The sequence below is a fragment of the Cellulophaga baltica genome (assembly GCF_900102165.1).
GTDB classification, from domain to species: domain Bacteria; phylum Bacteroidota; class Bacteroidia; order Flavobacteriales; family Flavobacteriaceae; genus Cellulophaga; species Cellulophaga baltica.
The window spans coordinates 243,423-269,107 of the sequence record NZ_FNBD01000004.1; the positions used below are offsets into that span (position 1 = coordinate 243,423).

The 25,685-nt window shown below is 32.0% G+C and carries 27 protein-coding genes and 1 pseudogene; 25 read left to right on the forward strand and 3 right to left on the reverse strand.

Going from position 1 to position 25,685, the window contains the following annotated elements:
* The first annotated feature begins 116 nt into the window (after positions 1–116).
* The 25 genes and pseudogenes from BLQ19_RS08885 (at position 117) to BLQ19_RS09005 (ending at position 23,937) form a co-directional block, all read left to right on the forward strand.
* Positions 117–1,058 carry a hypothetical protein gene (locus BLQ19_RS08885; protein ID WP_074538092.1) on the forward strand — a complete coding sequence of 314 codons (942 nt, stop codon included), beginning with the start codon at positions 117–119 and terminating at the stop codon, positions 1,056–1,058.
* Positions 1,059–1,060: 2 nt separating this feature from the next.
* Positions 1,061–2,080 (forward strand): hypothetical protein, encoded by a 1,020-nt coding sequence (locus BLQ19_RS08890; RefSeq protein WP_074538093.1) that lies wholly within the window; start codon positions 1,061–1,063, stop codon positions 2,078–2,080.
* On the forward strand, positions 2,073–3,896 hold the full coding sequence (locus BLQ19_RS08895) for a metallophosphoesterase (protein WP_074538094.1): 1,824 nt from the start codon (positions 2,073–2,075) through the stop codon (positions 3,894–3,896). Before BLQ19_RS08890 ends, BLQ19_RS08895 begins: the two co-directional genes overlap by 8 nt.
* Before the next feature lie 502 nt (positions 3,897–4,398).
* Complete coding sequence (locus BLQ19_RS08900; protein WP_074538095.1) at positions 4,399–5,385, forward strand: hypothetical protein; 987 nt, start codon at positions 4,399–4,401, stop codon at positions 5,383–5,385.
* A gap of 257 nt (positions 5,386–5,642) precedes the next feature.
* Complete coding sequence (locus BLQ19_RS08905) at positions 5,643–6,479, forward strand: LytR/AlgR family response regulator transcription factor (protein ID WP_074538096.1); 837 nt, start codon at positions 5,643–5,645, stop codon at positions 6,477–6,479.
* 122 nt (positions 6,480–6,601) lie between these two features.
* Positions 6,602–7,264 (forward strand): CPBP family intramembrane glutamic endopeptidase, encoded by a 663-nt coding sequence (locus tag BLQ19_RS08910; protein WP_074538097.1) that lies wholly within the window; start codon positions 6,602–6,604, stop codon positions 7,262–7,264.
* Positions 7,265–7,497: 233 nt separating this feature from the next.
* Positions 7,498–8,055 (forward strand): hypothetical protein, encoded by a 558-nt coding sequence (locus tag BLQ19_RS08915; protein WP_139150226.1) that lies wholly within the window; start codon positions 7,498–7,500, stop codon positions 8,053–8,055.
* Between the two features lie 301 nt (positions 8,056–8,356).
* Positions 8,357–9,091 (forward strand): hypothetical protein, encoded by a 735-nt coding sequence (locus BLQ19_RS08920; RefSeq protein WP_074538099.1) that lies wholly within the window; start codon positions 8,357–8,359, stop codon positions 9,089–9,091.
* A 208-nt stretch (positions 9,092–9,299) separates the two neighbouring features.
* On the forward strand, positions 9,300–10,091 hold the full coding sequence (locus tag BLQ19_RS08925) for a hypothetical protein (protein ID WP_074538100.1): 792 nt from the start codon (positions 9,300–9,302) through the stop codon (positions 10,089–10,091).
* Between the two features lie 90 nt (positions 10,092–10,181).
* Positions 10,182–10,949, forward strand: a complete 768-nt coding sequence (locus tag BLQ19_RS08930; protein WP_074538101.1) for a hypothetical protein — start codon at positions 10,182–10,184, stop codon at positions 10,947–10,949.
* 67 nt (positions 10,950–11,016) lie between these two features.
* Positions 11,017–11,586 (forward strand): GNAT family N-acetyltransferase, encoded by a 570-nt coding sequence (locus BLQ19_RS08935; RefSeq protein WP_074538206.1) that lies wholly within the window; start codon positions 11,017–11,019, stop codon positions 11,584–11,586.
* 88 nt (positions 11,587–11,674) lie between these two features.
* On the forward strand, positions 11,675–12,118 hold the full coding sequence (locus BLQ19_RS08940) for a hypothetical protein (RefSeq protein WP_139150227.1): 444 nt from the start codon (positions 11,675–11,677) through the stop codon (positions 12,116–12,118).
* A 263-nt stretch (positions 12,119–12,381) separates the two neighbouring features.
* A complete protein-coding gene (locus BLQ19_RS08945) occupies positions 12,382–12,870 on the forward strand; it encodes a hypothetical protein (protein WP_074538103.1) in 489 nt (162 codons plus the stop codon).
* A 94-nt stretch (positions 12,871–12,964) separates the two neighbouring features.
* On the forward strand, positions 12,965–13,984 hold the full coding sequence (locus tag BLQ19_RS08950; protein ID WP_074538104.1) for an SH3 domain-containing protein: 1,020 nt from the start codon (positions 12,965–12,967) through the stop codon (positions 13,982–13,984).
* Between the two features lie 16 nt (positions 13,985–14,000).
* On the forward strand, positions 14,001–15,170 hold the full coding sequence (locus tag BLQ19_RS08955; protein ID WP_074538207.1) for a tetratricopeptide repeat protein: 1,170 nt from the start codon (positions 14,001–14,003) through the stop codon (positions 15,168–15,170).
* Between the two features lie 3 nt (positions 15,171–15,173).
* Complete coding sequence (locus tag BLQ19_RS08960; protein WP_083332221.1) at positions 15,174–16,307, forward strand: polysaccharide deacetylase family protein; 1,134 nt, start codon at positions 15,174–15,176, stop codon at positions 16,305–16,307.
* A gap of 108 nt (positions 16,308–16,415) precedes the next feature.
* Positions 16,416–17,909, forward strand: a complete 1,494-nt coding sequence (locus BLQ19_RS08965) for an SH3 domain-containing protein (protein ID WP_074538106.1) — start codon at positions 16,416–16,418, stop codon at positions 17,907–17,909.
* Between the two features lie 197 nt (positions 17,910–18,106).
* Positions 18,107–18,754 carry a sterol desaturase family protein gene (locus BLQ19_RS08970; RefSeq protein WP_074538107.1) on the forward strand — a complete coding sequence of 216 codons (648 nt, stop codon included), beginning with the start codon at positions 18,107–18,109 and terminating at the stop codon, positions 18,752–18,754.
* Positions 18,755–18,816: 62 nt separating this feature from the next.
* A complete protein-coding gene (locus BLQ19_RS08975; RefSeq protein WP_074538108.1) occupies positions 18,817–19,308 on the forward strand; it encodes a tetratricopeptide repeat protein in 492 nt (163 codons plus the stop codon).
* Between the two features lie 142 nt (positions 19,309–19,450).
* Complete coding sequence (locus BLQ19_RS08980; protein WP_074538109.1) at positions 19,451–19,978, forward strand: hypothetical protein; 528 nt, start codon at positions 19,451–19,453, stop codon at positions 19,976–19,978.
* A 129-nt stretch (positions 19,979–20,107) separates the two neighbouring features.
* Positions 20,108–20,827 carry a hypothetical protein gene (locus BLQ19_RS08985; protein ID WP_074538110.1) on the forward strand — a complete coding sequence of 240 codons (720 nt, stop codon included), beginning with the start codon at positions 20,108–20,110 and terminating at the stop codon, positions 20,825–20,827.
* Between the two features lie 268 nt (positions 20,828–21,095).
* Positions 21,096–21,633: pseudogene (locus BLQ19_RS08990) on the forward strand (TPM domain-containing protein).
* Positions 21,634–21,726: 93 nt separating this feature from the next.
* Positions 21,727–22,413, forward strand: a complete 687-nt coding sequence (locus BLQ19_RS08995) for an NAD(P)H-binding protein (protein WP_074538111.1) — start codon at positions 21,727–21,729, stop codon at positions 22,411–22,413.
* 59 nt (positions 22,414–22,472) lie between these two features.
* Positions 22,473–23,270 carry a hypothetical protein gene (locus tag BLQ19_RS09000; RefSeq protein WP_139150229.1) on the forward strand — a complete coding sequence of 266 codons (798 nt, stop codon included), beginning with the start codon at positions 22,473–22,475 and terminating at the stop codon, positions 23,268–23,270.
* A gap of 157 nt (positions 23,271–23,427) precedes the next feature.
* On the forward strand, positions 23,428–23,937 hold the full coding sequence (locus BLQ19_RS09005; protein WP_074538113.1) for a hypothetical protein: 510 nt from the start codon (positions 23,428–23,430) through the stop codon (positions 23,935–23,937).
* Positions 23,938–24,013: 76 nt separating this feature from the next.
* Here BLQ19_RS09005 and BLQ19_RS21550 read toward each other — a convergent pair whose 3' ends face one another.
* The 3 genes from BLQ19_RS21550 to BLQ19_RS09015 form a co-directional block, all read right to left on the reverse strand.
* Complete coding sequence (locus tag BLQ19_RS21550) at positions 24,014–24,370, reverse strand: Rossmann-fold NAD(P)-binding domain-containing protein (RefSeq protein ID WP_254788309.1); 357 nt, start codon at positions 24,368–24,370, stop codon at positions 24,014–24,016.
* Positions 24,371–24,374: 4 nt separating this feature from the next.
* Entirely contained in the window at positions 24,375–25,025 is a 651-nt protein-coding gene (locus BLQ19_RS21555; RefSeq protein WP_254788312.1) for an NAD-dependent epimerase/dehydratase family protein, read from the reverse strand.
* Positions 25,026–25,087: 62 nt separating this feature from the next.
* On the reverse strand, positions 25,088–25,657 hold the full coding sequence (locus tag BLQ19_RS09015) for a Crp/Fnr family transcriptional regulator (RefSeq protein WP_025615424.1): 570 nt from the start codon (positions 25,655–25,657) through the stop codon (positions 25,088–25,090).
* Positions 25,658–25,685: the final 28 nt, after the last annotated feature.

Here is a 25,685-nt window from a genome sequence, read left to right on the forward strand (position 1 = left end):
CAATTACAATTCCTCTATTATTAAGCTTAATTGAGCAACTAAGTAAATTTTACAAAAAACCAATAGAGCTTTCATTATATAATAATCAGGCGACTAAGGACGTCTTAAAGTTTTTAATGAGTAGCGATTTCTTCAATATATCAGGTGATAACGCAAACCCATATTTTCCACACGGAAGAAATATATTACAATTCGACAAAAGATATTTGGGTGATTTCAGCAAGAAGGAAATAAGACCAGAACATAGAGTTAGGTGCTATTCCTTAAACGATAATAATCTATTTAAAAAGCTTGAAGAATATGAGAGTGAGGATGAAAAAAGAGACTATCTTATTTCTGAATACACTTATATCGTAAGGGAACATTTCCAAGAATTATTATTTGACAATATAAATACATCTTTAAAATCTGATTTTTATATTGAAATACTTTCCGAATTAATCACTAATGGTGTCTTACACTCAAAATCAAACACCTTTGCCTTAATGTTTGTTAATAAATTTTCTACGAAGTTTTCAATTTCAGACAATGGAATTGGTTTTGAAGAATCTTTAAATTCCAAAGAAGAAAGTTTTATTTATAAACCACTAGAATTAAAAAACAAACTTGATTCTTTTAAAATTTTAAATGTCAATGATAAACTTTTAAATAATTTAAATTACATCATGGAAACATTATTTTTTTCTTCTTTAAAGGATCGAAGAGGTTTATTTGACCTAATGACTTCTGTTGTTTTAAATTCTAATGGATACTTTAGATTACATTCAAATAATGCTCAAATTATTATTTCTAATCGAATGAGAGATGAGCTAAATGAACTAAACATCCTTAGAAATAACTTGTTCAATTTATATAAAAAAATTGCAATAAATAAAATAGAGGATACTAGGTATAATGAGGAAATGATTTCTATTAAAAATGATATTCTAAATTTCTTTGTGAAGTTTTATCATAATTTATGTAATAAATACAACAACGATTTCAAATATTCTTCAATTAGATTTTATAATGTAAGATTTAAAGGAGTTCATATTGAAGTAGAAATACCAACTGCTTAATTATGATAGTATCCCTAATAGAAACTCTGGAATATAGCTACATCAATCTACATGCAGAAGAAGTGATTTCATCTAATTATTTAAATGATGATAATCAAGGTATTTACATTTCAAGTTTACAATTTGAGACGGTAAATAGACTTTTTAACTTCTTAAAAGATTCATCTGTTCAATCCAATAATATAGTTCTTGATTTTAAAAACATTCAAAATGTTCAATCAAATATAATTGATAAAATAATTGAAATTAGAGACTTAGGAAATAAGTTAATTTTAATAAATATATCAGAAAAAATAATTAAACCTTTATCGTTAAAAACGATTGAAAATCCAAATAACATAGTTAATGTTAAAGGCGACTATGATATATTTTATTTTTTCTCTGAACAAGAATCTGATTTATACAAAATAAATATAGAAAGCGGAAATATTTTTTACTATGAGTTTAAAAAAAGATTAATAAAATATATTGACGAATACAGGAAACCACATGCTTCCTCGTTTGTTTACCTCCATTCATTTATTGATTTAAAAAAATTCATCAGTTTTGAAACTCCATTTATATATTATGCGCTATATAGACTCGCAGTAAAAATTAGAGACAAATGGGAGAAGAATTTAAAAGATGAACCAATTTTAGTTGGTCAAAGTCTTACAAGTACATTTATCGTTTCTGTTTTATCAAAATTATTAAAACTAGACATTCTAGTTTTCGATAAAATAGGACCAATAAATAAGCTTTATAATAAATTGGAAAAACATAATTATGAAAACAAAAAGTATATTGTTGTTTCTGATTTAGTCTGTCTCGGAACTGAGGTTAAAATCACTAAAAACTTAATTGAATTTTCTGGTGGTAAATATTTAGGAAATGTATCTCTAGCTAAAATAGAGACACTTACAAGGGACGATTTAAATCTAGGCTCAATAGATAGAACTATTTCAATTTTTTCTATTACTGAAAAAAATAATGTTGAGCTAAATTATTACATATATACAAACTTAAAAAAGCTTAATGGATAGTATAATTCTACATATTTCCGATTTTCACGTATCTCTTGATAAAAAACTTAAAGATGAACGTGTTAATTCTGATTCCTTTTTAAGAGCTTCCAAAGAGGGACTTTCTTCACAATATATTGATAAATTTATTCAAAAGGTGAAGCAAGAATTCAACTCTAAAAATATATACTTATTAGTAACTGGAGATATAACAGATTGTGGAGCTGAACTTGAATTTAATTATGCAAAAACATATTTAGAAAATATAATCACAGAATTGAACATTAAAAAAGAATGTGTTCTCTTAATTCCAGGCGATCATGATATCCACAGAAGAGATATAGAAGATTTTATTTACTCTAAAGAAGATTACACAAAAGAAGAAATAAATAAAGCAAAGTTTAAGAACTTTTCAGCATTTTATGAAGGAATATTAGGTAAGAAATTCACCCCAAACGAAGTCATTTTCGATACTTTGAAAATTGAAAATAGTTTTTTGTTATTAGGTGTAAATTCTTCTTACTACGTAGATTTGGAAAACACAGAAGGGAAAATTGATGTTGAGAAATTTAAACTCGAGTTAAATAAAAAAACGAAAGATTCCGAATTAAAAAATGTGATTTGCTGTCATCATAACATTGCTTCTCTTTATGAAGATAAAAATTCCGGTCAATGGAATAAAACAAATAGATTAGCATTCATAACAGCCTTAGAATCAAAAGATATTAAGTTTATTTTTTCTGGAAACGAACATACTAGTGGTTGTAAAAAAATAACAGGAGATTCTATTACGATATCAGATTCAGGAGCATTATCTTCTAAAAAAGACGATTGTGCTTTTAAAATATATGAATTAGAAAATAATGATTCTGACGATATTATTCTAATCAATCATATATATGGATTACAAAAAGTTGGAAACAATGATGACCTATATTATTGGGAAAAAAGAACTAACTCTGATGCAAAACAACCTAAAAAGTTTGAAATATCTATAGCTAAGCCTCCTGTTTTAGAAGATGAAATAACTGAATTGGTTGAATCTCTTCCAACAGAAGATTCAGCAGTAGAAAGTTTAAACATTTTAGAAATTAAAAATTCAAATTCAGATGTATACTATAATTCTGAATTTACTGATGTATTATATGATAAAGTAAAAGAATTAAATCTCTTCCATTCTGGTCATTTTCATTGGAGCGAAACTTCAAGAGCACATAATTGGATTGATACTTCAAAACTTATTGAAAACAAAGATAATCTTAGCCTTGCTAAAAACGCAATTATTGATGTCATAGAAAAAAAGAACTTTAGCGATCAAATTGATTTAATAATTGGATTAGGATATGAAGGAAATATAATATCCTCAAAAGCAGCTATAAAATTTAATAAGGATTATGCTTTTTTACCTTATTCATATAGGCATGATGAGCATCATAAATATGAAAATGAACTAAACTTTGATAACAAAAGCAAAGATTATAAAAATGTATTAATTATTACAGATGTTGTAAATGATGGTAGAACTATTAGAAAATTAATTAGGAAAAGACAGGATAATTTTTTTAAAAATGTAGACAAAGTATATGTAGTTTCTTTATTTTATACTGGAGAATCTATATTAAACAATGATATATTAAACTATGATTTCATAAAAACAATACCTGATTATGATATTGAAAAAGATGAAGAGGTTAATAATATTGAATTCTATACTGTAAAAAGTTTAAAAGTAGAGAAATGTCCTTATGGTGATGACTTCAGAGAAACCTGTTTAATTGTTAAAGATAAATTGGGATGCGTCAATTTGTTCTATGATGAATCAAAATACATAAAATAATCTTAAACGTAACCAATTAAAAAAAAAAATTCTTCTTTAATTTGAACAATACTATTCTAAGATCTTAAACTCTAAAGCAGATTCATTGGGCTTTTTTTATTCGATTTATCCTCTATTTATTCAGGCAATATACAAACGTAAGTTTCATCATAGGGTCTGCCAGATTTTGAAATAGCAAAGGACAGATTTTAAGAAGAACTAAAACAAAAAAAACAAACCAGTATTTCCTTAATGGGTTACTATTTTTCACTTCCCCTGTTTTTCCTAAGGTTTTAAATAGCATTATTTTCTATATTAGTGCTGTGATATTCCACAATAAATTTTAGTGTTGTAAACCATATGCTTTATTTAGGTGCTAGGAATAGCCACGTTTAAAAGCAATAGAAAAATTGAGTAACTGAATATATACGGCCTCAATAGAATTATTAATCGAAAAAGCAAACACACGATTATCTGTACGTTGTGCTTAACTCTGAGCCTAGTAACCAAAAAGAAAGAAAAAATGAAAATTGGAATCAAATCAATACTTATATTTCTGTTAGTATTTTCGTTTTCAAAAACCAATGGACAAAATATCATAGAAGAATATCAAAAGGCGCAAAATGACAGCATAAGAATAGGAAAATTGGATAGTGATTTTCTAAAGTATATTGAAACAGGATATACACTTGCGAAACCCGAGAATGAAAAGAATATTTCAGGAGTAATTATTTTTTTGGAAGACTCGGGTTTTGAAAATAAAAATATTAGCGCAAAACAAATGTATTCTCAAGCGAATAAAGCTGGGTTTGCTGTTTTATCTGTTTCAACAGAAATTCCATTAGACTTCTTTTTTTCCAACAACTCCATTATCGATGCACACAAAACAATCAAAAATGCATTTGAAAAAAACTATTTGCCAAATAAAAATGTATTTATAATTGGAGTGGGTTTATCGGGGCACCGAGCATTAAAGTACGTGGAATACATTAAAAAAACTCAACCCAAGTTTTCATTAAACATTTCCGGACTAATTATTTGTGATGCACCTTTAGATTGGGTAAGACAATATAATGAAGGCAAAAGAGACAGAAGAATAAATTTTGAAGAAGGAGCTGTATGGGAAGGTACTTTCTCTAATTATGTTCTAGAGAAGCATCTAAACGGTACACCAAAATCAAATCTTGAAAGCTATCTTGATTTTTCGACTTACAGTTATTCAGACGAAACAGATAGGCACATTCAATATTTTCAGGAATTTCCAATCCGAGCTTATATGGAAATTGCCATAGAATATTGGTTAGAAAAGAAAAGAAAAACTACCATAGACAATAATGCTCCAGATATGGTTGGACTTATTGCTCAAATGAAACTAGCTAAAAATGAAAATGCAGAATTAAAAATAATTTATCCGCAAGACAGCAAAACGGAGAAAAAAAATACCGCTGCAACTTGGATTTCGGTAGATAAAGACGAACTAATGGAATGGATAACGATACAATGCGAATAAGAAATAAGCACAAGCCAGCCTAATCGTAATGTTGACTTTTGGGCAAAACCGTAAGGTCTGTGCATAGTAACAAAGTCCGCTAAATATAAAATTTGGCGTTTATGATAGAAAAGGTAAAATCAAAATATTTATATTTGACTAAGTATAAATTCGAAATGTATCGCTAATTACCTGCCCTACTATTTCTTATATTTAACGCTAGCTGCAACAGTAAAACTGCATCCTAAAATAGGTGGACTAAAAAGAGCTTTTAATTCATGAGTACAACAGGACCCACCAAGAATACGGTAAAAACATTATGGCATACGTTTGTTAGCAGTGCAGCATGGTCTTGGTTTCAGAAAGTACTGGCATTTACCATTTTCTCTTTAGTGGTAAATCATTTAGCATCGCAAGAAAGTTTTCCAGATGGGGATGCGTATAGATTTCCTCTAGAAGGTTTTTTATCGTCTATTGCTTTATGTATTATTATAGGAATCATAGCGGAACTTAATTTTAAATTTTACAAGAAAAAGTATTTCGGTAAAAAGGTAGAAATTGTCAAAATCGTTTGGTTTATGGCTTCTACGCTAGGATATGTTACACTCATGTATATTCCTGTCAATATTATTTTAAACATAGTTACAGGTGGCCAAACGGAGCTCTATTATTTGGTGATTGGTTTACTAATTACATTGCTATTGAGTTTTATAATGATAAGCTTACTGTATGCACAAGAGCTATATAATTTATATCAGTTATCTATAAAAGATGCTGAAATCACCATTGAAAGCGGCGCAAAAACAACCAAACTCACCTATGAAAATATTGCCTGCTTTTACAGCGAAAACAAAATTGTGTATGCCGTTCAAAATGACGGTAAAACAATAACCTCTGATTTTACATTGAATGCGCTCGAAGAAAGATTGAATGATCAATTGTTTTTAAGAGCCAACCGCCAAATTATCATTCATAAAGATGCGGTAGAACAAATTGAAAAAATTGAAAATGGCAAGTTGTGTGTTCGGCTAAAAGCTTCTGTTGAGAACGATGCAATTGCTGAAATTAATATCAGTCGCTACAAACGAAAAGCATTTATGGATTGGTTTTCATAAAAGATACTTACAACGACCGACTATTCAGGTATGAATTTACGACCATTCAGTAAGAATGCCCATTTTTAAAGAGATTCTTAAAGGTTTTGTTCTTTATTTCGCTTAGAAATAAAACAAACAAAATGAAAAAAATTACCTTACGACAAACATTAATTCCTTTAACTACCCTCGCAATTATCTGCTTTATATGGTTTGGACCTATCCAAATTGGTATGATAGAAAATATCGTAATTTCTATACTAATCATCATAGCGAATTACATAGAATATAAAGGCAAACTATTTTCAGCCCTCGGATTTCAACGTGAAAAATTTACGCTAAAAAACATCTTTGTGCTTGCTCCATTAGTAGCACTAGGACTCTTTGCTTTTTATGTCTTTGCTGTGGTTCCAGGAATGACAAAACTCACAGGGGTTCCTATAGATTATTCAAGCTTTAAGCAACTAGAAGGTAATCTTCCATCTTGTTTAATTGCTTTATTGGTAGTGTGGGCTACTGCAGGATTTGGGGAGGAAATTATCTTTCGCGGGTATTTTATGCGACAATTTGTAAAATTCTTTGGGGAAAGCAAAGTCAGTTTAACCCTTAATATTGTCCTATTTGCTTGTTTTTTTGGTTTTATGCATAGTTATCAAGGAATTACAGGGCAGCTTGTTGCCGGGTTTGTGGGATCGCTCTTAGCCTTGATATTCTACTTGCGTAAATACGATTTATGGTTTATCATTGCCCTTCACGGCTTTTTTGACACTTTTGCCTTAATTTGCATTTACTTTGGTTTGGCGTAACGATTCCAACTAATAATATATTGGAGAAGCTGGTAGGGCTTTAGGTCTAATTTAGAGATTAGATTTTCTATACTAGAAAAAGTAGTAAGAAATTTGATTAATCTCATACATATGGGTTTAAGACGAATATTAAATAATACAGTACACATAGGGTTGCCCGTATGTTTTATGCCATTTGAAGGAAGATGCAAACAAACAGAATAACTTATTTTCAGATTATAATTTATTTTTCCATGGGGACATTTCTTTGTTGCAATTCGATAAATAAGAAAGAACCATTTGTTGCTAAAGAAAAAAATGACAATATTTTGGAAGACAGTTCTACCAGTGTTCATGAGACAGGTCTGTTAAATGATATATTAAAAATAGACCCTCTTGAAGTAATTGTTGTTCAATGTGCAAATGGATACGAATATGCGCAACACGGCTATGATTTTAATCCAATAATAGAAAAAGAATTGAACAATTTTGAGAACATTATTATTAAGCCATTTCCACTTAAAACATTAATGGGAGTATCTTATCAAGGAGTTTTTGATAAAAAATACTGCCCGCCAATCATTGAAAAAGTAAGTGCTGATTATCTAATTTTAACTCGATTTGATAAAGAACTCTACATTGGTAATAGTAACAAACAGAGATGGGGCTATGAATTGAGAGTTGTCAATACTAAAACATTGGAACAGATAACAGCTATGGAAGCACATAACCTAAAGAATTACACTGAAATTGAGAAACATATAAAACATAATATTGGGACCCTCAAAATAGCTGTTGAGAATTTGAAATAAAGTAAAAAAACAACAAAGAACTAAGTCTACAAAACATTGCTGGTTTTAATTAAGATTTTATTTTTTACTATTAGATTTAGAGGCTCTTGCCAAGCCGGAAGTACATCAATTTTTCTCGAAACCTTCTAGATGCTATTTGAATACCCTCGTAAAAATCATACCACTGGTTTTTTGCGAATTTTTTATGTTTGGTAGAAAATACACTATATTTTTATATCTTACGTTTTGAAGAAAAACCATAGTGTCTAATTTTATCTTCCTACTATTGCTAGTAATGAGGCCTTCCAAAACAATAATAAAAATGAAACTATCAATAACTAAGTTTGGATTACTATTAATCGCATCATTATCAATTTATTCTTGTGGTCAAGAAAAATGGTCAGAGGAAGACAAAAAGGAATTCATTATAGGTTGCTTAAATGCAAATCAAAGTAGATTTTCTGAAGCTATAGCAGAAGATATGTGTAATTGTATGTTAAATAAAATGATAGAGAAGCATCCTAATATAGCAGAATCGAAAAAAATGAAACCAGAAGAAATAAAAGAAATTGCAGTTTCTTGTTGGCAAACTGATGATAAATCAAACGATAACCTTGTTGTTCATAAAACCAAAAAAGGAAAAGTAGAATTTTTATTAGATAATTGGACAGATGAAAAACAAGACCTTTTCGATTTGCAATGCACAGATGGAGATGCTAATATGAGTGTATTTGTTCATAATAGTAAAGACTTAAAAACAGGAACAACTAAAAAAGAAGTTCTAAATATGTATATAAAAGACATTATGTCTAGAAGAGAGAATGTTAAAATGGAAGTGGACGTATATACCAAAAAATATGATGAACAGACCATGTATCAAGCTATTTATACGGCCGACTTGAAAACGAATAAAAACCTATACTCTTTTAATGTAATTGATTTTGGAGAAGATACAGATACCTTCGTATTTGTACTATTTAGTGCTATCCCTTCTTATGGATTTCAAAACATGCAAACTTGGAATGATATATTAAAAACAGCGAAAGTTACTAAATAAGAGGTGTTTTTTTTTAATCCAGCCTCTTGAATAAGAAAAACCACAGTTAATATCATGTTGAAAATATAATTACTCTAACATGTATTTGCTTACAGTGCTACATATTAAAAATTAATAAGCGTCCAAAACAAAAGTAATCAGTAGAATTAAAAGTTCATCTTTTGTAATATCCGAAAGTTATTTTCATTTATCCATTATTGTAATTATTATGAAAGAAGAATACGATAGAAATAAGTTTTGTTATTTATATGATATCGAGGATAAAAATGAGGAAGAAATATATTGCCAAGAAATACCAAGTTCTATTTCTAAAATTAAAAAACTTTATATTTCAACATTAGCAATGGACTTCCCCGATACTGTCTCTAAAAAATATAGAATTGAATTGGAAAAAGATTGGATAAACCTACTTCCTAGTTTAGATAATATAACTTCATTATCCATAAGACATCGGGTAAATCAGGAATATTTTGAGGCAATTTGTACGATGAAAAACCTTAAAACTTTATTTTTTTGGACTTCCACTGTCGAAGACATAAACTCCATATCCAAATTAAAAAATTTATCATCACTATCGTTGGACTCATTTAGCAGACTTCGGGATTTATCAGCCTTAAAATCATTGAAAAAGCTAAGGAGATTAACAATTCAAAATAGTTTTAAAGTAGAGAATTATGAAATGATTGGAGACTTAATTCAATTGAACGGGTTGTGTATAGGAGGAAATTTTAGTGGACCTAAAAACCTAGTAATAGAAAGTTTAATTCCTTTTAAAAACCTCAAAGAGTTGCAACATTTAGATATGTCTACAGTGTCAATAAGAGATAAATCTTATGATGTTTTATTAGAAATGACTAGTTTAGAACGCCTAGATGCAAACTGGAGAATGTCGGATGCCAAACGAACTGAGTTGAAAGAAAAACACCTAAGCTTAAGAGCTGGTTTTTTTGTTGATTATGACTTTGTTAAAAATGAATTTTTCCAAGATAAATCATGGTAAAATAATTGGATAAGGCATTGTAAGTGACTCTCAGAATTATTTGTGAAGAATGCAATTCCTTTTAATCGCCTTTTGCCAAAAATAAGTAAAATGAAAAATATTTGTATAGCTCTTGTTCTTTCTTGTTTAATTACCTCTTGTGTTACGCAAGTTTTAAGGCCTAAGCTCACGGGTACCGTTGTAGATGAACAAGGAATACCCTTAGATAGTTGTTTGGTGGGTGGTGCGTACACAGATAAAAATGGTTTTTATGAACTCCCAGAAATAACCGCCGAGAGACTTTTTAGTTTTTTTGGAGGTTCCCCAATTTTTTTGGATGAACCCGTTCATAAAGAAGGATATGAACCCAAAGAACTAGTGGGCAGTAATCTTCGTGGAGGAGTCTCTGTAGGCACGGTTTGGCATATGGATACGATACGGCTACGAAAAACGCTTACAGATTTTTCAAAAGTAACGGTACAAGACCATTGGCTTGCGAGTATGACTAAAAACTTAGATACTGTTTTTATGACTAAAAAGGACATAGCATATGATCGTACAAAAATAGATGTAATAGCAAATAATTGTGACACCTATGCCAGAGGCTACTATTTTTTAGGAATAGATAATCTTCCCGAAAACGTTTTTGAAAGGCATATCGCATTAGACTTAACAGATTCCATTTTAAACATACAGCGTGTCTTAATTTATGGTGATGTAAAAACCAGTGAGAAGACAAAATATGATACTATTTATGCGCATGGAAAATGGAAGCAAGCGCATAAAACCTTGTTCTTCAAAACGGAACTTCCAGAACTAAACGGTAGCTACAAGGTGGTGGAATTTAATTATGATTCCATGGCGTTGGTTAAACAGTAAGTTTCTCTTTTTTTGGGGATTCATTTTGTTTAACGTGATAGATAGAATAGTAAATAGCGATACAAAAATGAACACAGCAAAATTTTTCTCCTCCCATATACTTCTTGAAAACGAGTCCGTTGTACTACGGCCTTTAACGATGCAAGATATGGATGCTTTAGAAACCATTGCTTACCATAAGGAGTTAGGGGAGTTTGGCGCAAGAGTAAAAAATAAGATTGATTTGGTGGAGTATATGAACTTCTGTATGAAGTCCAAAAAAGAAAAAGAGCTGTATCCGCTACTCATTTTAACTAAAGAAGACCAAACACCTATTGGCGTAACCATGTTTGGAACTATTAGTTTTCCGCATCAAAGATTAGAAATAGGGTGGACGTGGATTGGAGCACAATTTCAAGGAACCGGTATTAATGGTATGTGCAAAGGGCTTCTCCTAGACTATTGTTTTGATGTCTTGGAATTGCGAAGGGTAGAGTTCAGAATAGATATAAAGAATCTTAAATCTCAAAAAGCCGTAGAAAAGTTAGGGGCGGTTAGAGAAGGGCTTTTAAGAAATTATGCTATACAGTCTTACGGCACTAGTGCGGGTACGTATATGTATAGTATTCTTAGCGAGGAGTGGCGTAAAAGAAAATAATCTGACCAATTACCGAAACTATAGTATCATTTGTTGCTTTTTGTTGGTGTTAGCAAGCTGTCATACCTCAAAAAAAGAACCAAAAGCAATGGCGGAAACCCTCCCCGTGGTGCATATCCCAGATAGTTTATTTCGGCTCGATATTATTGATAATGAGAATTTTGTGAGGATTACCATTCCCGAAGGAATAGATTTTGAGCTGCCTGATTCTTTTGCAAAAACAGAACCAGAAAAGTATGCCGATTTTAATGGGGATAACAAACCAGATCTTATGGTGTATTTGGGCGCTTGCGGAACTGGCGGCTGCATGTACGGAATCTTTTTAAATCAATACGATAACTACTATAAGTTGGTGTTCATGGATTATCTAAAAGGAACCACGTTTGAAAAAGATGAAAACGGATTTTTAAGTTTTCAATCTTATGAAGAAGTAGCCCCTATGAATCCTTCAAAACTATACGTAACCAACTTTAAGTTTGATCCCAAGGCCTATGCCTATAAAATGGATCGTACGTTTATTCAAACGAACTGATAGGCCTGGTGTCTTCAGTTAGCTTATACTAATTTGTGTAGCACACGGTGCTTATAAAAACTTTCCACTCGGTTTGTCTCTTAGCTTCACTAACCATTGCTGCATTCTAGAATCGCCCTTTAGTAGTCTTTAAAACAAGTGTTGCATTCTAAAAATACAAACCCATAGTTCTATGCTATTGTTATGTTTTTATGAAAATATACTATCTTTCTGCATCCTACGTTCTATACAGAATGCACCATGCATATTCTTAAATATACCCAATGAAAAAGATCTTCCTTGTTACCTTACTTACTATAGCGGTACTAGCGTGTAAAGAGCAACCAAAACCTGAGCCCAAAATTGAGGTTGTAGAAGTGGAAGAGTTAACACCCAGCCCTGTAAGCAGTTCCTCTTTAACTGATATCCAATTAGCGCATATAAAAAGAATCCACCAGACCTTCGAAGAAGTATATCCTATTTCTCTAGAGGAAACCATCAAAAACTTTAAAAGAGACCTGCATCCAGATAATGAAATAAATATATGGTTAGCGATGACCAATGCGTATGAGCCTTTTGCAGCAGCAAATACCGGAGCGGAAAAGCTTGCGCATAGAAAAGAGGTTTATAAATTAGTTTTAATGCGGTCTATGATGCCAGATAAAGAAGCAATTAGTAACGCGCGTTTAACACTATTGAGTGAGGCCGAAGCGCAAGCAATTTTAAAGAATTATAAGTTGAATGCCGCACCGATAAAAGTACACACAAATTAGTAGCGTGCTAGAAATTTACGAATTAAGCCATGAAAAAATCGATGTGGGATCCAATTATATCCCAAGAGATTAGAAACAATTACTAAGAACTGCTATGAACTATAGAATCTTTCTTGCACTTATATTTTCTTCGATCTACACTTTTGGACAGAAAAATTATAGCATCACAGCCAAAAGCGGATTAACAGTAAGAGATGCACCAGATATAGCGGGCAGAAAAATTGGAAAGTTAGAATTTGATGAAAAAGTAGTACTCTTAGAGGAGACCGATTTTTCTTTTAGTACTGAACAAATACATGGATTTTGGGTTAAGGTAAAATCTAATTCTATTGGAGAAGGCTATGTTTTTAATGGTTTTTTAAAGCTTTTTACAGGAAATAAAATAAAGTATACGCTAAATAATAGCGAAGACCTTCAGAAAGAATTAATAGCTACAGTAGATGGTAAAGAAACAGTACTTATTAGTTTTGAAGACGAAGGTTGTTTTGATCTCATAGAGATACAAGATTACAATGGAGATGGCTACGAAGAAGTGCTTTTAGAAACTAATGCTTGTGGAGGAAATTGTTGCGGCAATTCTTTATTTACCTTCTCTTTTAATGGCAATGAATTTAGGCGATCCGCTTATATAGGGTATTATTTTGGCGGAATGAATTTGAATTATGATCAGCAAACGAACAGACAGTTTGTAGTTGAAACTAACTCTATTGGAGCAGGAAATACAGCACTATGTGAGGATTTGGAAGAAACTTATGTTTTTGATCACCATGATTTTAAATTAATACAAAGTAAGGGAGATCATAAATTAATTACGCTCATAGAATTAAAATCAAGCGATTTTCTATCGCAAGAAGCAGAAACAGATTATTTAACGATAGCCTATGATTTAGATGGTAATGGCGTTATGGATCAAATTTCTGGTAGCTATTGGGAACGATGGGGAATTTTACATGACTGCACTATTGTTTTAAATAACGAAACTTTAGATATAGAGGCTATTGGATCACCAAAAAGAATAGGCGTATTAGCATCAAAAACAAACAATGTAAATGATATTGTTATTGAATGTGATACTGTATTGATATGGAATGGAATTAATTACGAAAAAAAATAATCAAACTAAAACAACCATGAATAAAAAAATCTTAACCCTTGTCGCATTAATTATGAGCGCTGTATCTTTTGCACAATCTTCTTCGGAAATATTGGTATTGAGTGCGGTTGTCAAAGATAAAGTAATGCCAAATGCTGAAATTATTTTTCAGAAAAACGGAGAAACATCCATTACTAAATATACAGATAGCCAAGGGAAAGTAACTATTCCGGACCACTATAAAAATGATTCAGACGTTATTTTAATTATCAAAAAAGAGGGGTATTCGCCCTTAATTACCAAATGTTTATGTGATGGTTTAACCTATGCAATTAGTCCGACCATGCAAGAACTAGATGGTATGAGAATTGTGTTAAGTTGGGGAAGTAGTCCTAGAGATATAGATTCTCACTTATCATATTCTGGAGGATATGTGTGTTATCATAAAAAAGAAGCCAACCAGGCAAATCTAGATGTTGATGATACAGATAGTTACGGACCAGAAACTATTACGATTACAAAAAAACAGCAAGGTGAAAAGTATGTATACGCTGTTCACAATTATTCCGATAGAGAATTAATCAACAACACCAATCTTTCTAATTTAAGTAGGGCAAAGGTATTTATATACATAGGAAATACGCTAGTTAGAACGTATACCATGCCAGAAGGAAAGAAAGGGAATATTTGGATTCCTTTTTTAATTGATGAAATGGGGAACATTGTAACTGTAGGAGATTTTAAAAATGCCACCACTTGGGAAGGCGTAAGTACAATTTTAAGAAATTATAGATTTGATGGTGATACTTCGGTTGTTTCCAGTTCGGATAAAGCAGAATCTCAAATTATCAATAGAAAAGGAGAAGAAGAATACCATGCTGGACATTTAGAATCAGCTGTTTCTTTATATCAAAATGCCATTGAATTGAATCAAAATAATGGACAAGCGTATAGTAATTTGGGCTTAGCTTTTCAAAAACTGAATAAAGAAGCAGAAGCTTTATGGGCGAATAGAAAGGCTATAGATCTTGCATCGGGTAGTAAGGCACATTATGTAAGAGCTAGTTCTTATTACAATATTGCTAGAATATATGAAAAGAAAAGTCAGTGGGAAGAGGCCTTACAAAACTTTGAGCTAGCGCAGCAGAATAGAGCACGTGAAGCGTATACGAAAGGAATAGCAAGAATGCAGTCAAAACTAAGATAACACATGAAAAAAAGAGTCAATTATATCTATTTCATGTTGCTTTTTATGCCCTTATTTTTCTTTGGTGCTAATGGCGCTAATTTTCCAATCACGAAGACGGAGCCGTGGCCATTAAAAATGGAATCGCCCTTAAGTTTTGATATAGCCTCTAAATGTGAGATGCTTGTTTTTATTGAAGTGTTCAATAGCTATGATTCTTTATCAGCGTCGGTTCTAGCTGAAAGCGTTGCCCTTAAAAGTATACATACGAAGTCGGTAACCCAATGGAAAGAGGCTACAAAAACTAGAATACTAGTTAATTTTAATCAGCTTTCTGATACTGCTTTAAAAGAGCTCATTCCATTGAAAAAAAACAGCAATTGGAATGCCTTATCTTTAGAAGGTTTAGAACAGCAGTTTCCTAGCAAATTTAACGCTTGGTATGCTGCTACAAAATTTTTTTATGAAGATTATGTAAAAGAACAAATAAGATTAGCTGCTTTATTCCCTAGAATCACAAGTGAAATTTTACAATTTTCGGAGACCGATATTCAAGGCCATAATTTTACGGATAGGCACTACTTATTAACCTTTGATGATGGCCCTACCGCAGTGAATGGTAATACGGATAAACTAATACAGGTATTAGATCGCTATAACCTATCAGGGATGTTTTTTGTTTTAGGCGATAATTTTGAAAAGCGATTAAAAGCTTCTTCCATACAAGCGTTACAAGAACTTTACGGAGAGAATAGCGTGTTTTCTCATGGAAAAGTACATAAGGCACATCAAAAATATGCAGAATGGAGATCATCTATTGATGATACCAATACGCTGATTCAAAATGTTTTTCCAACGGAAAATAAGAATGCCTTGGTATATTTTAGACCTCCATACGGCCAAAGAAATACAGATATGGTAGCTTATTTTACGCAAAAAAACTCTAAAATTATACTATGGAATATAGACTCCAGAGATTGGAGTGCTAAGTTAAACGTGCAGCAAGTGGCCCAACGTGAAATAAAATTAATGTTGCTTTGGAGAAAAGGAATTTTGTTGTTTCACGATATTCATACAAAAGTTCAGGAGGTGCTGCCAATAGTACACGAGTATTTTAAGGATACAGAAATTACATGGATGAAGTCTCGCGATTTTTAACCTAAAAATACAGATCACCCTTAATTGAAGTTACGTTTCTGTAGTAGTGATACCCCTTCAAAATAGAAAGACATTCAAAAGTTTAAAATTGGCAAAAAACATATGCTCATGAAATCTATTTATCTTTTAATCTGTACGTTATTCTTCGCTTGTAATAACCCAAAAAAAGAGGAAAGCGTAAAAGCCAATACTGTATCAGATATTGTAACTATTTCCTATGGATTAAACAATGGTTCTGGTCAGTGTAATACACAACTGTATGCTAGGATAAATGGCGAACGACAAGTGCTGATTGATTTTGATCAGCATAAGTTTTTATATATCCAATTGCAAGACGATTTCAATAATGATGGCTTCTTAGATGTTTTGGTAGAAAATAGAAAGGGGTGTCATTCAGAAACAGAGAGCACCTATTTAGACCATGAAGGAAGTTCTTATTTTATTATGACGTATGACGGTCAAAAATTCCATATGACGAATGAAGTAGGTAAAGATTGGGATGGTATTGAAATGGTAATGCGGGACGGAAAACTTCATATAGCCATAGAGACGGCTGAAGAAAGAAGCTACACCTACAGCGATAAACTATCTTGTAATGACAAGGAAGAAACATTTGTTTTAGAAAATTTTAAGTTGAAACAAGTTGGGATACATCAAAAAGCTAAAATGGCGACAGTGATGGAAATGGACTGCCTGTCACTTATCCAACAAACTTCTATTGTTGAATCTTACGAAAAATTTAATGTTGACATTAATAATGATGGTTATGAAGATGAGTTAAGGTTTACCTATTTTAAAGGCTTGAAAGGCTATGACAACCTGTATCTTCGGCTTGCTACAATACACAATGATATTGAAATAAATACACAGAAAAGAAGTGTAAAGCGATTGGGGATTTTAGCGTCTAAAACCAATGGCTACCATGATTTAGTCATAAATTGTGACGAAATTATGTCCTGGAACGGAGAAGAATATAGGTATAAAAATGTGTACAAATCAGGAGATAAGTACCGAGTGTTTGCTAAAAATGGTTTGATTATAAGAGATAGCCCAGGTGGCATTCCCATAGGGAAATTTGACTATAATGCTGAAATTACTGTTATTGAAAAAACAGAAATTGAAATGAATTATGAAGAAGAAGCATATGTGACCATAGAAGGATATTGGTATAAAGTTGATTTTTTTGATGAAGATAGTAATGCTACCAAACAAGGTTTTGTATTTAGTGGCTATTTAGCAAACCTAGATTATTGTTCAATTTTGAGTGACTGGAATGAAGTAAGTATCTCGAAAAATGCAATTGTCTATAAATTACACGGACAATGCTATTACACCTATCCAGTAAAAATTATTAGCGAGACAGAAGTTGAACTTATTTGGTCTCAAGACGGTGACTGCGTATTTTTAAGTGGACTTGATGAAGATTTTGCTCTTATAATATCTCCAGAGAAAGGAAAACCATTTGCAAAATTTACGTTAGATGGGGATACTTTAAAAGCAAGCTATTATTATCCTGATTGGGTTAAAGAATACAATCAGAAATATCCTGCAATTTTTTCGGAAACATACACTTTAAATTACCCTTCATTAATTGATTATTAATCATCAGAAGAATACTTTTTTAAATTTTAGTTGAACTTAGCAACAAAAATTAAATACGAAATAAACTTTAAGTCTAAAGTACAGAATTTAAAAAGCTGTACCTATTGAAATTAGACCCGAACTATAGTGAACCAAAGTTGTAAGCATGAACTGCATCCAACTAATTAGAATAGTAGCGTATTCATTAAAAAACAGGAATGGATTTAAAAGACCCTTATATATTTTTTACGTTACTCATAACCCTTAATATACTAGCATATGGGTTAAATGTTGTGATTAGTATTTTCTGGGATAAGGCTTTAAAATTTAAAGCAACCATTACTAAGAAAGAGATACTGGCTTCATTGATAACCTTACTGATCAATCCGGCCATTGCAATTCCTGGATATCTACTATGGATAAACGGATTATTTGTTTTTTCTAGCATGCCTCTAGTAGCTACATTTATACTCTTATTTGTGATGTTAGATTTTTTAATGTATGTGTTACATTGGGCCTCTCATACAATAGGCTTCTTGAAGAAAATCCATTTAAAACATCACGAACATTCCGAAGAGTTTAATTCCGTTAGCCTATATTACATGTCTCCATGGGAATCTATTTTCTTTGGGCTTTTGTTAACCGTAGTAGTCCTACTCTTGCCACTTAATATCTATGGTTTTATAGCATTTCTGGTTTTCAATTGGTTTTATGGCGTTATGACACACTTAAATAGTAAAAGTGAAAAGCAATATTTTTTAATTTTCACCACTAATTTTTTTCATAAAAATCATCATCAATTATCCTATAAAAATTATGGCTTTTATACGTTCATCTGGGATAGAATATTTAGAACTGAGAAATGATAAAAAAATTACATAATGGCCCTAAGTGAATAAGGCATTTAATTAAAATATAATAGTAATAAATGAGCTCAAAGATACCCACTGTTAGGCAAACTAATTGGTTTTCAATACTTCCTCATATAGGCGTTATGTGGGTAGTAATTCTAATTTGGCAACAAATAGATTCCGTAGATTCATTTCTTTTTGGGGCAGTTACCTATTTAATACTATCTTTTTCTCTAAGAAACTTAATTCCGAGGGATCATAGAAAAGGAATAAGAAATAACAATCAAGAGAATTTTTTAGCAGCCATTAAAAATTTTGAAAAGAGTTACGTTTTTTTCAAGAAATATGAATGGATTGATAAATATCGTTTTTTGACCTTATTAAGTTCTTCAAAAATGTCATATCGAGAGATGGCATTAGCAAACATAGGCTTTTGTTACTCTCAAATAGGAGACGGCATAAAATCAAAAGTGTATTATGAAAGAACTTTAAAAGAATTTCCAGAAAGTGGATTAGCAAAATCGGCTCTAAAAATGATAGAATCCGTTGAGAAAAACCTATGTGAGTAAGTCTGTTACTTCATGTCAGGACATGGACTAAAAGCACCACTATCTAAACTTCCCCATAAACCGGGTGTTTTAAGAACGGGAAGGGCAGTACATTTATCCTGCACATATAATAAGGCATAATCAGTGTGCATCTAATAAAAAAATGAGAAATAAAATTCTGAGTGTACTCTTTGCTATGGGAATGTTATTTGCTTGTAAATCCGTAAAAAGCACCTCGAAAAACAAGGAAAATTTAAGTATGAATTTTACTGTGATTTCAACGATAGTTCCTCCTGAAAAGTTTGAGAAAATTCAGCGCTTTATATTGAAGAATGGCGATAGAAGAACGTATCGAAATTTTGATAACCATAACCCTCATTATAAATTTTTAAATTGTGAGGTATTTCTGGGTGCCGATATTGGACAACGCAATGGCACAAATGATCCTGCGATTTCAAATTTTAATCAGCTCACTATAACCGATTATAATTCAGTGCTTAGGTACTATGAACTCATTATCGTTAGAAAAGGTGATTTGGAAGCAGAAAAAGCATGGATTAGAGAAGGAATGGAAGAGGAGCAAGTGTACCTAGTTGATGTTTATGGGAAAGGCCTAGCCTTACTGAAAAATAACTTACCTATTTATTTAGAACAGATAGAAAAGAAATTAAAGGAAGTTAACGAGAAATAAATTAGTACTTATTTAGCGTTTATCTAATTAATGGTAATAGCTGTTTCTACAGACCAACTTTACAATAGATCTTTTCCATATGTAGGAATCGGCATTCGGTATCTCTAAAATATCCAAATAAGAAAAAAAATGAAAAAAGGCTTTTCAATTTTACTCATAGTATTCATAACGTATAGTTGCAAAAATGCGACCAATACAGAGGAAGAATTTGGAGAAATTCCTTCTCAAGAACTATCCGTGTCATCAAATGCAGTTTCAAATCTTCTAAAAGATACGGCAACGTTGAAAAGTATTGAAGCTAAAATTGATATTGAATTGGTTAAAGAGTGTTCGGAAGAAGGAATTACTTCATTTAATATGGACAGTATCACGGATACAAAGAAATACCTTGATAATTCGATTATAGATAACACTCTAGGAAAAATTCCAGTAAATGGACAAAAGGATTGGTTTTTAAAAGCAGATGAATGGGAACGTTTTAGCTGTTATCAATGGGAAGAAAACCAAAATCATTTTTTATTTACACTATTGCAAAAGGATGAGTCATGTTGTTTAACACTGTATTTATGTGTTGCGGATAAAGAAGGTAAATTGCTGACAATTAGGTCGCTAGGGTTGTCTGGTGGTGATGGTGGTTGGTATGAAAATGACTGGGGAGAGAGAAAAGGATTCGGCAAGTTTAAACTTTTCCATGATTCTTATTATGATGAAGATAAGTTTGAAAATGGAGTGGAATTAGGAATTACGAGAGAACAGGAATATACAGAATTAGTAATCAGTTTAAAATCAAAGTCATTTCAAATTGATACTTTGGATTATTATAAGACAGAAGTATTCATAAAAAAATAGCAAAGTTTATTTAGTCTGCTATGAGCAAATAATAGGTTCGGAGCTCGTTATTGTCTTCTTGATTTAAAAAAGCGTTCAGAACTGAGATTTTTTATATTCGAAATAATATCAATTGGATAAAATTAAAATCTTTTAGGGTAAAAGACAGCATTGGTTTTGTTCGAAAAGATGGATGACACGGCATATGGTGCTAGCTAAAAATGATTGGAAAACTCAATATATAAAAAAACCTTAGTTTTATACTTTACCATTAAAGGCCATAGAAAGAATGAAAATCGACACTAAATTATTCCTTTTCGTTTTAATAATTAGCTTGTTTTCCTGTAAAGGGACAGCACAAGAATCTGGAATAGAGAAACCAATAGCTGAATTTGGCCCATCAGAATTGGAAAAAAATGGCTTTCCTAAGTCCGTTGGTATTGTTAACGATTATGGACAAATTTTTTCGGAGACACAATATTTAGAATTAACAAAAGTACTGTATGAGTATGACAGTACTACTACACGACAAATAGCGGTAATAACCATAGATAGTATTGCGCCTTATAAAAATATTGAAAAGTATGCTTCAGATTTAGGAAATGAATGGGGAGTGGGTGCCGCGGATAAAAATAATGGCTTGGTAATCGTTATTTGCAAACCTTGTAGACAAATTGCGATTGCAACCGGATTAGGAACAGAACAGGTATACAGATGAGATTTGTAATGAGGTAATTGCCGAAACGATTTTGCCAGAATTTAAAAATGGCGAATTTTATACAGGCATTACAAAAGGAGTGAATGAACTCATAAGGCGTTGGAATTAATTGTATTTTAGTTTTCGGTTATGGGTACTATGTGTAACCATTCTTTAGAGGCTAAATAACCGTAGCAACCATCTTAATTTTTAGCATAATACAATGAGTTTAGAATCCAAGCAAACAGCAATAGTAATGTTAGGGGCAAGTGGTGCGGTTGGTACAGAAACCCTACAAGCCTTACTTCAATTAAAAAGCATACCCCAGTTAACAATACTGGGCAGAAGTCCCATTCCAAATATAAGCGATACAGCTGTGCAGCAGCATAAAATTAATATCCTGGATGTTAGTTCTTATCAAAATTTTTTAAAAGGCCATACGGCAGCTATTTGCACCTTAGGAGTAGGAGAGCCTTCAAAAATAAGTAAAGAAGAATTTATAAAAATAGATAAAACAGCGGTGCTTGATTTTGCTGTAGCCTGCAAAAATGCAGGTGTTTCTCATTTTGAACTGTTGTCTTCGGTTGATATAAGTCCTACATCAAAATCTTTTTATTTAAGAGTTAAAGGTGAGCTGGTAGCAGCGCTAAAAGCGCTAAATTTTGAGCGATTGAGTATCTTTCAACCTTCAATGATTTTAACGCCAACAAACAGGTATGGCATTGCGCAGGCTGTTACTTTAAAGGTTTGGCCGCTTCTGAAACCCTTATTTATGGGGAGGTTTCGAAAATATCGTGGAATTCCAGTACAGGTTTTGGGACAAGCAATGGCAAGAAACATTTTTAAGAAAAGTACATCGTTTGAACTGTTACAGTGGGATGAATTTTATACAATTTCAGAAAAGGAATAAGCAAGCTAGTTAGTCTATGAGTCCATTTAAAAGTTATGAATAACCCTAAACTTAGAACAATGAAATTTAAATTAGTTGGTATTTTTTTTATGATTCCGCTTTTAATTGTTGCTCAAAATGAATCTGACAGTATCGATGCTGTTATAAAAGATTACAAGGAGAATTATGCGAATACTAGTGAAGATTTTTCAATCAAATTGATAGACGTAGATAACGATCACGATTTAGATTATATTTTTAGTTTTGGATGTGGAGAAGGTAATTGCTTGAGGGTTCATTTAAATACCAAAGGAACTTATAAAAAAGTGATAGACGAGTTTGGGGTAGTTAGCGTTGATTTTATCGATTCAAGAAATAATAAGGCTTCAAAACTTACTTTAAATTCTGTAACCAATCATTGTTGCGGAGAAAGTCCTTTTGGTTCGCATAGAGATTTTTCTTTTGTAGCAGATGAAGTCGTTCTTGAAAATAATTATGTTTCCTATAACCACGAATATTATAATGATGAGGACAATTATAGACTCGTACTATTACCTGGACATGCATTAGAGGAGGCCTATGATGTACGTATTACGACCGATAATTACAACGTTCGGTTTTCGGCAGATTTAAATAGTCATAATGCAAGTTTTACCTGCGATGAGCAAACTAATATAATAGCAAAACTATATAAAGGTGCCGTAGTAAGCGTTCTAGCGACGTATAAAGGAAATGATCATGAGGAAAGAACTTGGTTGTATGTAGAAATCTCCAATGAAGCCATAAATGATGATGTATGTTCTTCTCCAATTTCTTATGATTTTGAACAACAAAAACTGAGAGGGTGGATTAGCAACAAATATGTAGAAAAAAAGTAATTAGGGCGTCTAACAAAAAAAAAGCAGAAAGCTTCTTTCATTCTTCGAATGATAAAAAAAGTGTTCGTGTGGCTGAAAATTACATAGCTGCAAAAAAATAATGAGGCAGCCAATATGTTAAAAATTAATTAGTAAACTAAAGGGTTAAAATTCAGCAATGAAAGTAGAAAGAAAACATACTACAACGATAGTTCAATTTCAAAGTGCATATCAACCAGATCAAATCTGGGAATTTTTAACGCATCCAAAATATGCAGTAGCAATTACGAAAGACCCTTGTTATCATAATGAAGTGAATGCCTCTTTTGAATTAGAAATAGGAAATCAATGGACAGAAATTCATACTGGAGAAGATTGTGAAGGAGATGTTGTATTATGCACTATTATAGAGAGTACTAAAAACAAGGCTTTTATGACCGTTAGACATCAAGCTGGAATAAAAAATACAACCCTATTTAAGTTGGAAAAAAATCAAGCAGGAACCATCATTACCGAAATACAGAAATTTTCTTTAAGTGGTAGAAAAATAAGACCAATTAATATATTCTCCTGGATGATGTTGGGTACAGGATTATTAACTAAATTTTCTTTCAAGCCAGAAGATGATGCCTATTGGTTTGAACACATGGAACAAAAGTTAGAAGAGGTATATAATTCTGCTTTATAAGATTATTCCGTGTCAGCGTACTGATTAAGTTTACCTCCAGAACCAATAGTTTCTGAAAGTAAACTTAATGCTGATTTTAGATTACTAGTGGTTTCCAATCATTTTTTAAATACCTCAGCGCCTCTTCTAAGGCTTTTCTTGAAGGTTTCGGGTTAAAACCTAATTCTTCTCTAGATTTTTGAAGGTCATAATCTTGTTTTAAACCGTAAAACATAGTTACATATTGGCGCTGTAATAAGGGCTCTTTTCTTGTTAATTTACTACTCCATTCCATAAGAGCTGCCACGGTATATAAAAGCCATTTGGGTATTTTTTTGGGGGTCTTAAGCTTTAATTCTGGATACAGATTTGCGGCAATGGCTACACTTTCTTGCAAGGTAGTATGCATTTCATTGGCGAGAATATAGCGCTCTAAATGGCGTCCTTTATTCATAGCGTTATACGCTCCGAGCGCAACATCTTTTACAGAAATCCAATTTAGGGTCACGTTGGTATCTACAGGTATTTCGCCTTTTAAAATTTGAAGGACTTAGGTTATTGGTATAACTTAGTTTAAAAGCTTCTGCGCCAATCATGGCAGAAGGGAGCACTACAACAGTTCTTATACCATACTTTTCGCCTAAAGCTATTGCTAATTGATCGGAATCATTTTTCGAATTATAATACCAATTCCTACGGTCTTTATTATACCCGTTGGTTACCGATGCAGGCAGTGTTGTAAAATCTAAAGAGGCTACAGAACTAATATATACAATGTTTTTAATGCCGCATTCTTTGGCTATATCAAACACATTTCGTGTGCCTTGAACGTTGGTGTCATAGATATCTTTTTTAGGGTTTTTGGCCCACATGCTAAAATTTGCAGCTACGGCATAAAGGTTGGTAACTCCTTTAAAAGCTTTACGCAAGGAAGCGCTGTCGGTGATATCTGCTTCAACAACTTCACAAGCTACTCCTTTAAAAGGGGATAGATTTTTTAGGTTTCTAACGCTTGCGCGTACGTTGTGGTTTTCTGCGACTAAAAGTCGGACTAAATTGTTGCCTAAATGACCATTTGCTCCGGTTACTAATGAAATTTCTTTGCTCATACTATTCTTAAATTTATGAAAGTAAATTTCAATGAAATTCAAGAGATCAAAAATAACATTTGTTAGAAAGCAATTTGTTTTCGGATTCTACTCAAAGACTGCGGTTCTATTCCTAAAAAAGAAGCAATATTATCTATAGATACTTGTAAGGCGAGTTTAGGGTTTTGTGCAACAAATTTTAGATACCGTTCTTTGGCTGTTAAGATTTGAAAATCTTTTACACGTTCTAATTTGCAATTTAAATGTTCATTGGTAATAATGTTTACAGCATCTGTCCAAAAAGAGCTCTTTTCTTGTAAAGAATCAAAGTCTGTCTTAGCAATTTTTAATATGGTACATGGTGTAATAGTTTCGTAATAATCTGTAGTAGGAGTTTGAGTCATAAAACTTTCTAGTGACGTAAAAAAATCATGTTCAGCAACAAGATGTTGAATAACAATTTTACCATCCATATTTTGATACCCTTTTACAATACCTTTACTCAGAAAGTACAGGTAGCGTTCTATACTCCCTGAAGCTAAAAGAGGAGTTTGCGCGGGTACTTCCTCTTTTGTGAAATATGTATGGAGCAATTCAATATCTGTGGAGCTAATAGGAACACGTGCTTTTAAATAAGATTGTAAATTCTTCATGGTAGTAGATGTAATTGAAACTTAAAAA

Excerpts from the sequence above, each read along its gene's own strand:
- BLQ19_RS08885 (WP_074538092.1), top strand. The coding sequence starts at position 117 with ATGAGTAGCGATTTCTTCAATATATCAGGTGATAACGCAAACCCATAT.
- BLQ19_RS08890 (WP_074538093.1), top strand. The coding sequence starts at position 1,061 with ATGATAGTATCCCTAATAGAAACTCTGGAATATAGCTACATCAATCTA.
- BLQ19_RS08895 (WP_074538094.1), top strand. The coding sequence starts at position 2,073 with ATGGATAGTATAATTCTACATATTTCCGATTTTCACGTATCTCTTGAT.
- BLQ19_RS08900 (WP_074538095.1), top strand. The coding sequence starts at position 4,399 with ATGAAAATTGGAATCAAATCAATACTTATATTTCTGTTAGTATTTTCG.
- BLQ19_RS08905 (WP_074538096.1), top strand. The coding sequence starts at position 5,643 with ATGAGTACAACAGGACCCACCAAGAATACGGTAAAAACATTATGGCAT.
- BLQ19_RS08910 (WP_074538097.1), top strand. The coding sequence starts at position 6,602 with ATGAAAAAAATTACCTTACGACAAACATTAATTCCTTTAACTACCCTC.
- BLQ19_RS08915 (WP_139150226.1), top strand. The coding sequence starts at position 7,498 with ATGGGGACATTTCTTTGTTGCAATTCGATAAATAAGAAAGAACCATTT.
- BLQ19_RS08920 (WP_074538099.1), top strand. The coding sequence starts at position 8,357 with ATGAAACTATCAATAACTAAGTTTGGATTACTATTAATCGCATCATTA.
- BLQ19_RS08925 (WP_074538100.1), top strand. The coding sequence starts at position 9,300 with ATGAAAGAAGAATACGATAGAAATAAGTTTTGTTATTTATATGATATC.
- BLQ19_RS08930 (WP_074538101.1), top strand. The coding sequence starts at position 10,182 with ATGAAAAATATTTGTATAGCTCTTGTTCTTTCTTGTTTAATTACCTCT.
- BLQ19_RS08935 (WP_074538206.1), top strand. The coding sequence starts at position 11,017 with ATGAACACAGCAAAATTTTTCTCCTCCCATATACTTCTTGAAAACGAG.
- BLQ19_RS08940 (WP_139150227.1), top strand. The coding sequence starts at position 11,675 with ATGGCGGAAACCCTCCCCGTGGTGCATATCCCAGATAGTTTATTTCGG.
- BLQ19_RS08945 (WP_074538103.1), top strand. The coding sequence starts at position 12,382 with ATGAAAAAGATCTTCCTTGTTACCTTACTTACTATAGCGGTACTAGCG.
- BLQ19_RS08950 (WP_074538104.1), top strand. The coding sequence starts at position 12,965 with ATGAACTATAGAATCTTTCTTGCACTTATATTTTCTTCGATCTACACT.
- BLQ19_RS08955 (WP_074538207.1), top strand. The coding sequence starts at position 14,001 with ATGAATAAAAAAATCTTAACCCTTGTCGCATTAATTATGAGCGCTGTA.
- BLQ19_RS08960 (WP_083332221.1), top strand. The coding sequence starts at position 15,174 with ATGAAAAAAAGAGTCAATTATATCTATTTCATGTTGCTTTTTATGCCC.
- BLQ19_RS08965 (WP_074538106.1), top strand. The coding sequence starts at position 16,416 with ATGAAATCTATTTATCTTTTAATCTGTACGTTATTCTTCGCTTGTAAT.
- BLQ19_RS08970 (WP_074538107.1), top strand. The coding sequence starts at position 18,107 with ATGGATTTAAAAGACCCTTATATATTTTTTACGTTACTCATAACCCTT.
- BLQ19_RS08975 (WP_074538108.1), top strand. The coding sequence starts at position 18,817 with ATGAGCTCAAAGATACCCACTGTTAGGCAAACTAATTGGTTTTCAATA.
- BLQ19_RS08980 (WP_074538109.1), top strand. The coding sequence starts at position 19,451 with ATGAGAAATAAAATTCTGAGTGTACTCTTTGCTATGGGAATGTTATTT.
- BLQ19_RS08985 (WP_074538110.1), top strand. The coding sequence starts at position 20,108 with ATGAAAAAAGGCTTTTCAATTTTACTCATAGTATTCATAACGTATAGT.
- BLQ19_RS08995 (WP_074538111.1), top strand. The coding sequence starts at position 21,727 with ATGAGTTTAGAATCCAAGCAAACAGCAATAGTAATGTTAGGGGCAAGT.
- BLQ19_RS09000 (WP_139150229.1), top strand. The coding sequence starts at position 22,473 with ATGAAATTTAAATTAGTTGGTATTTTTTTTATGATTCCGCTTTTAATT.
- BLQ19_RS09005 (WP_074538113.1), top strand. The coding sequence starts at position 23,428 with ATGAAAGTAGAAAGAAAACATACTACAACGATAGTTCAATTTCAAAGT.
- BLQ19_RS21550 (WP_254788309.1), bottom strand. The coding sequence starts at position 24,370 with ATGAATAAAGGACGCCATTTAGAGCGCTATATTCTCGCCAATGAAATG.
- BLQ19_RS21555 (WP_254788312.1), bottom strand. The coding sequence starts at position 25,025 with ATGAGCAAAGAAATTTCATTAGTAACCGGAGCAAATGGTCATTTAGGC.
- BLQ19_RS09015 (WP_025615424.1), bottom strand. The coding sequence starts at position 25,657 with ATGAAGAATTTACAATCTTATTTAAAAGCACGTGTTCCTATTAGCTCC.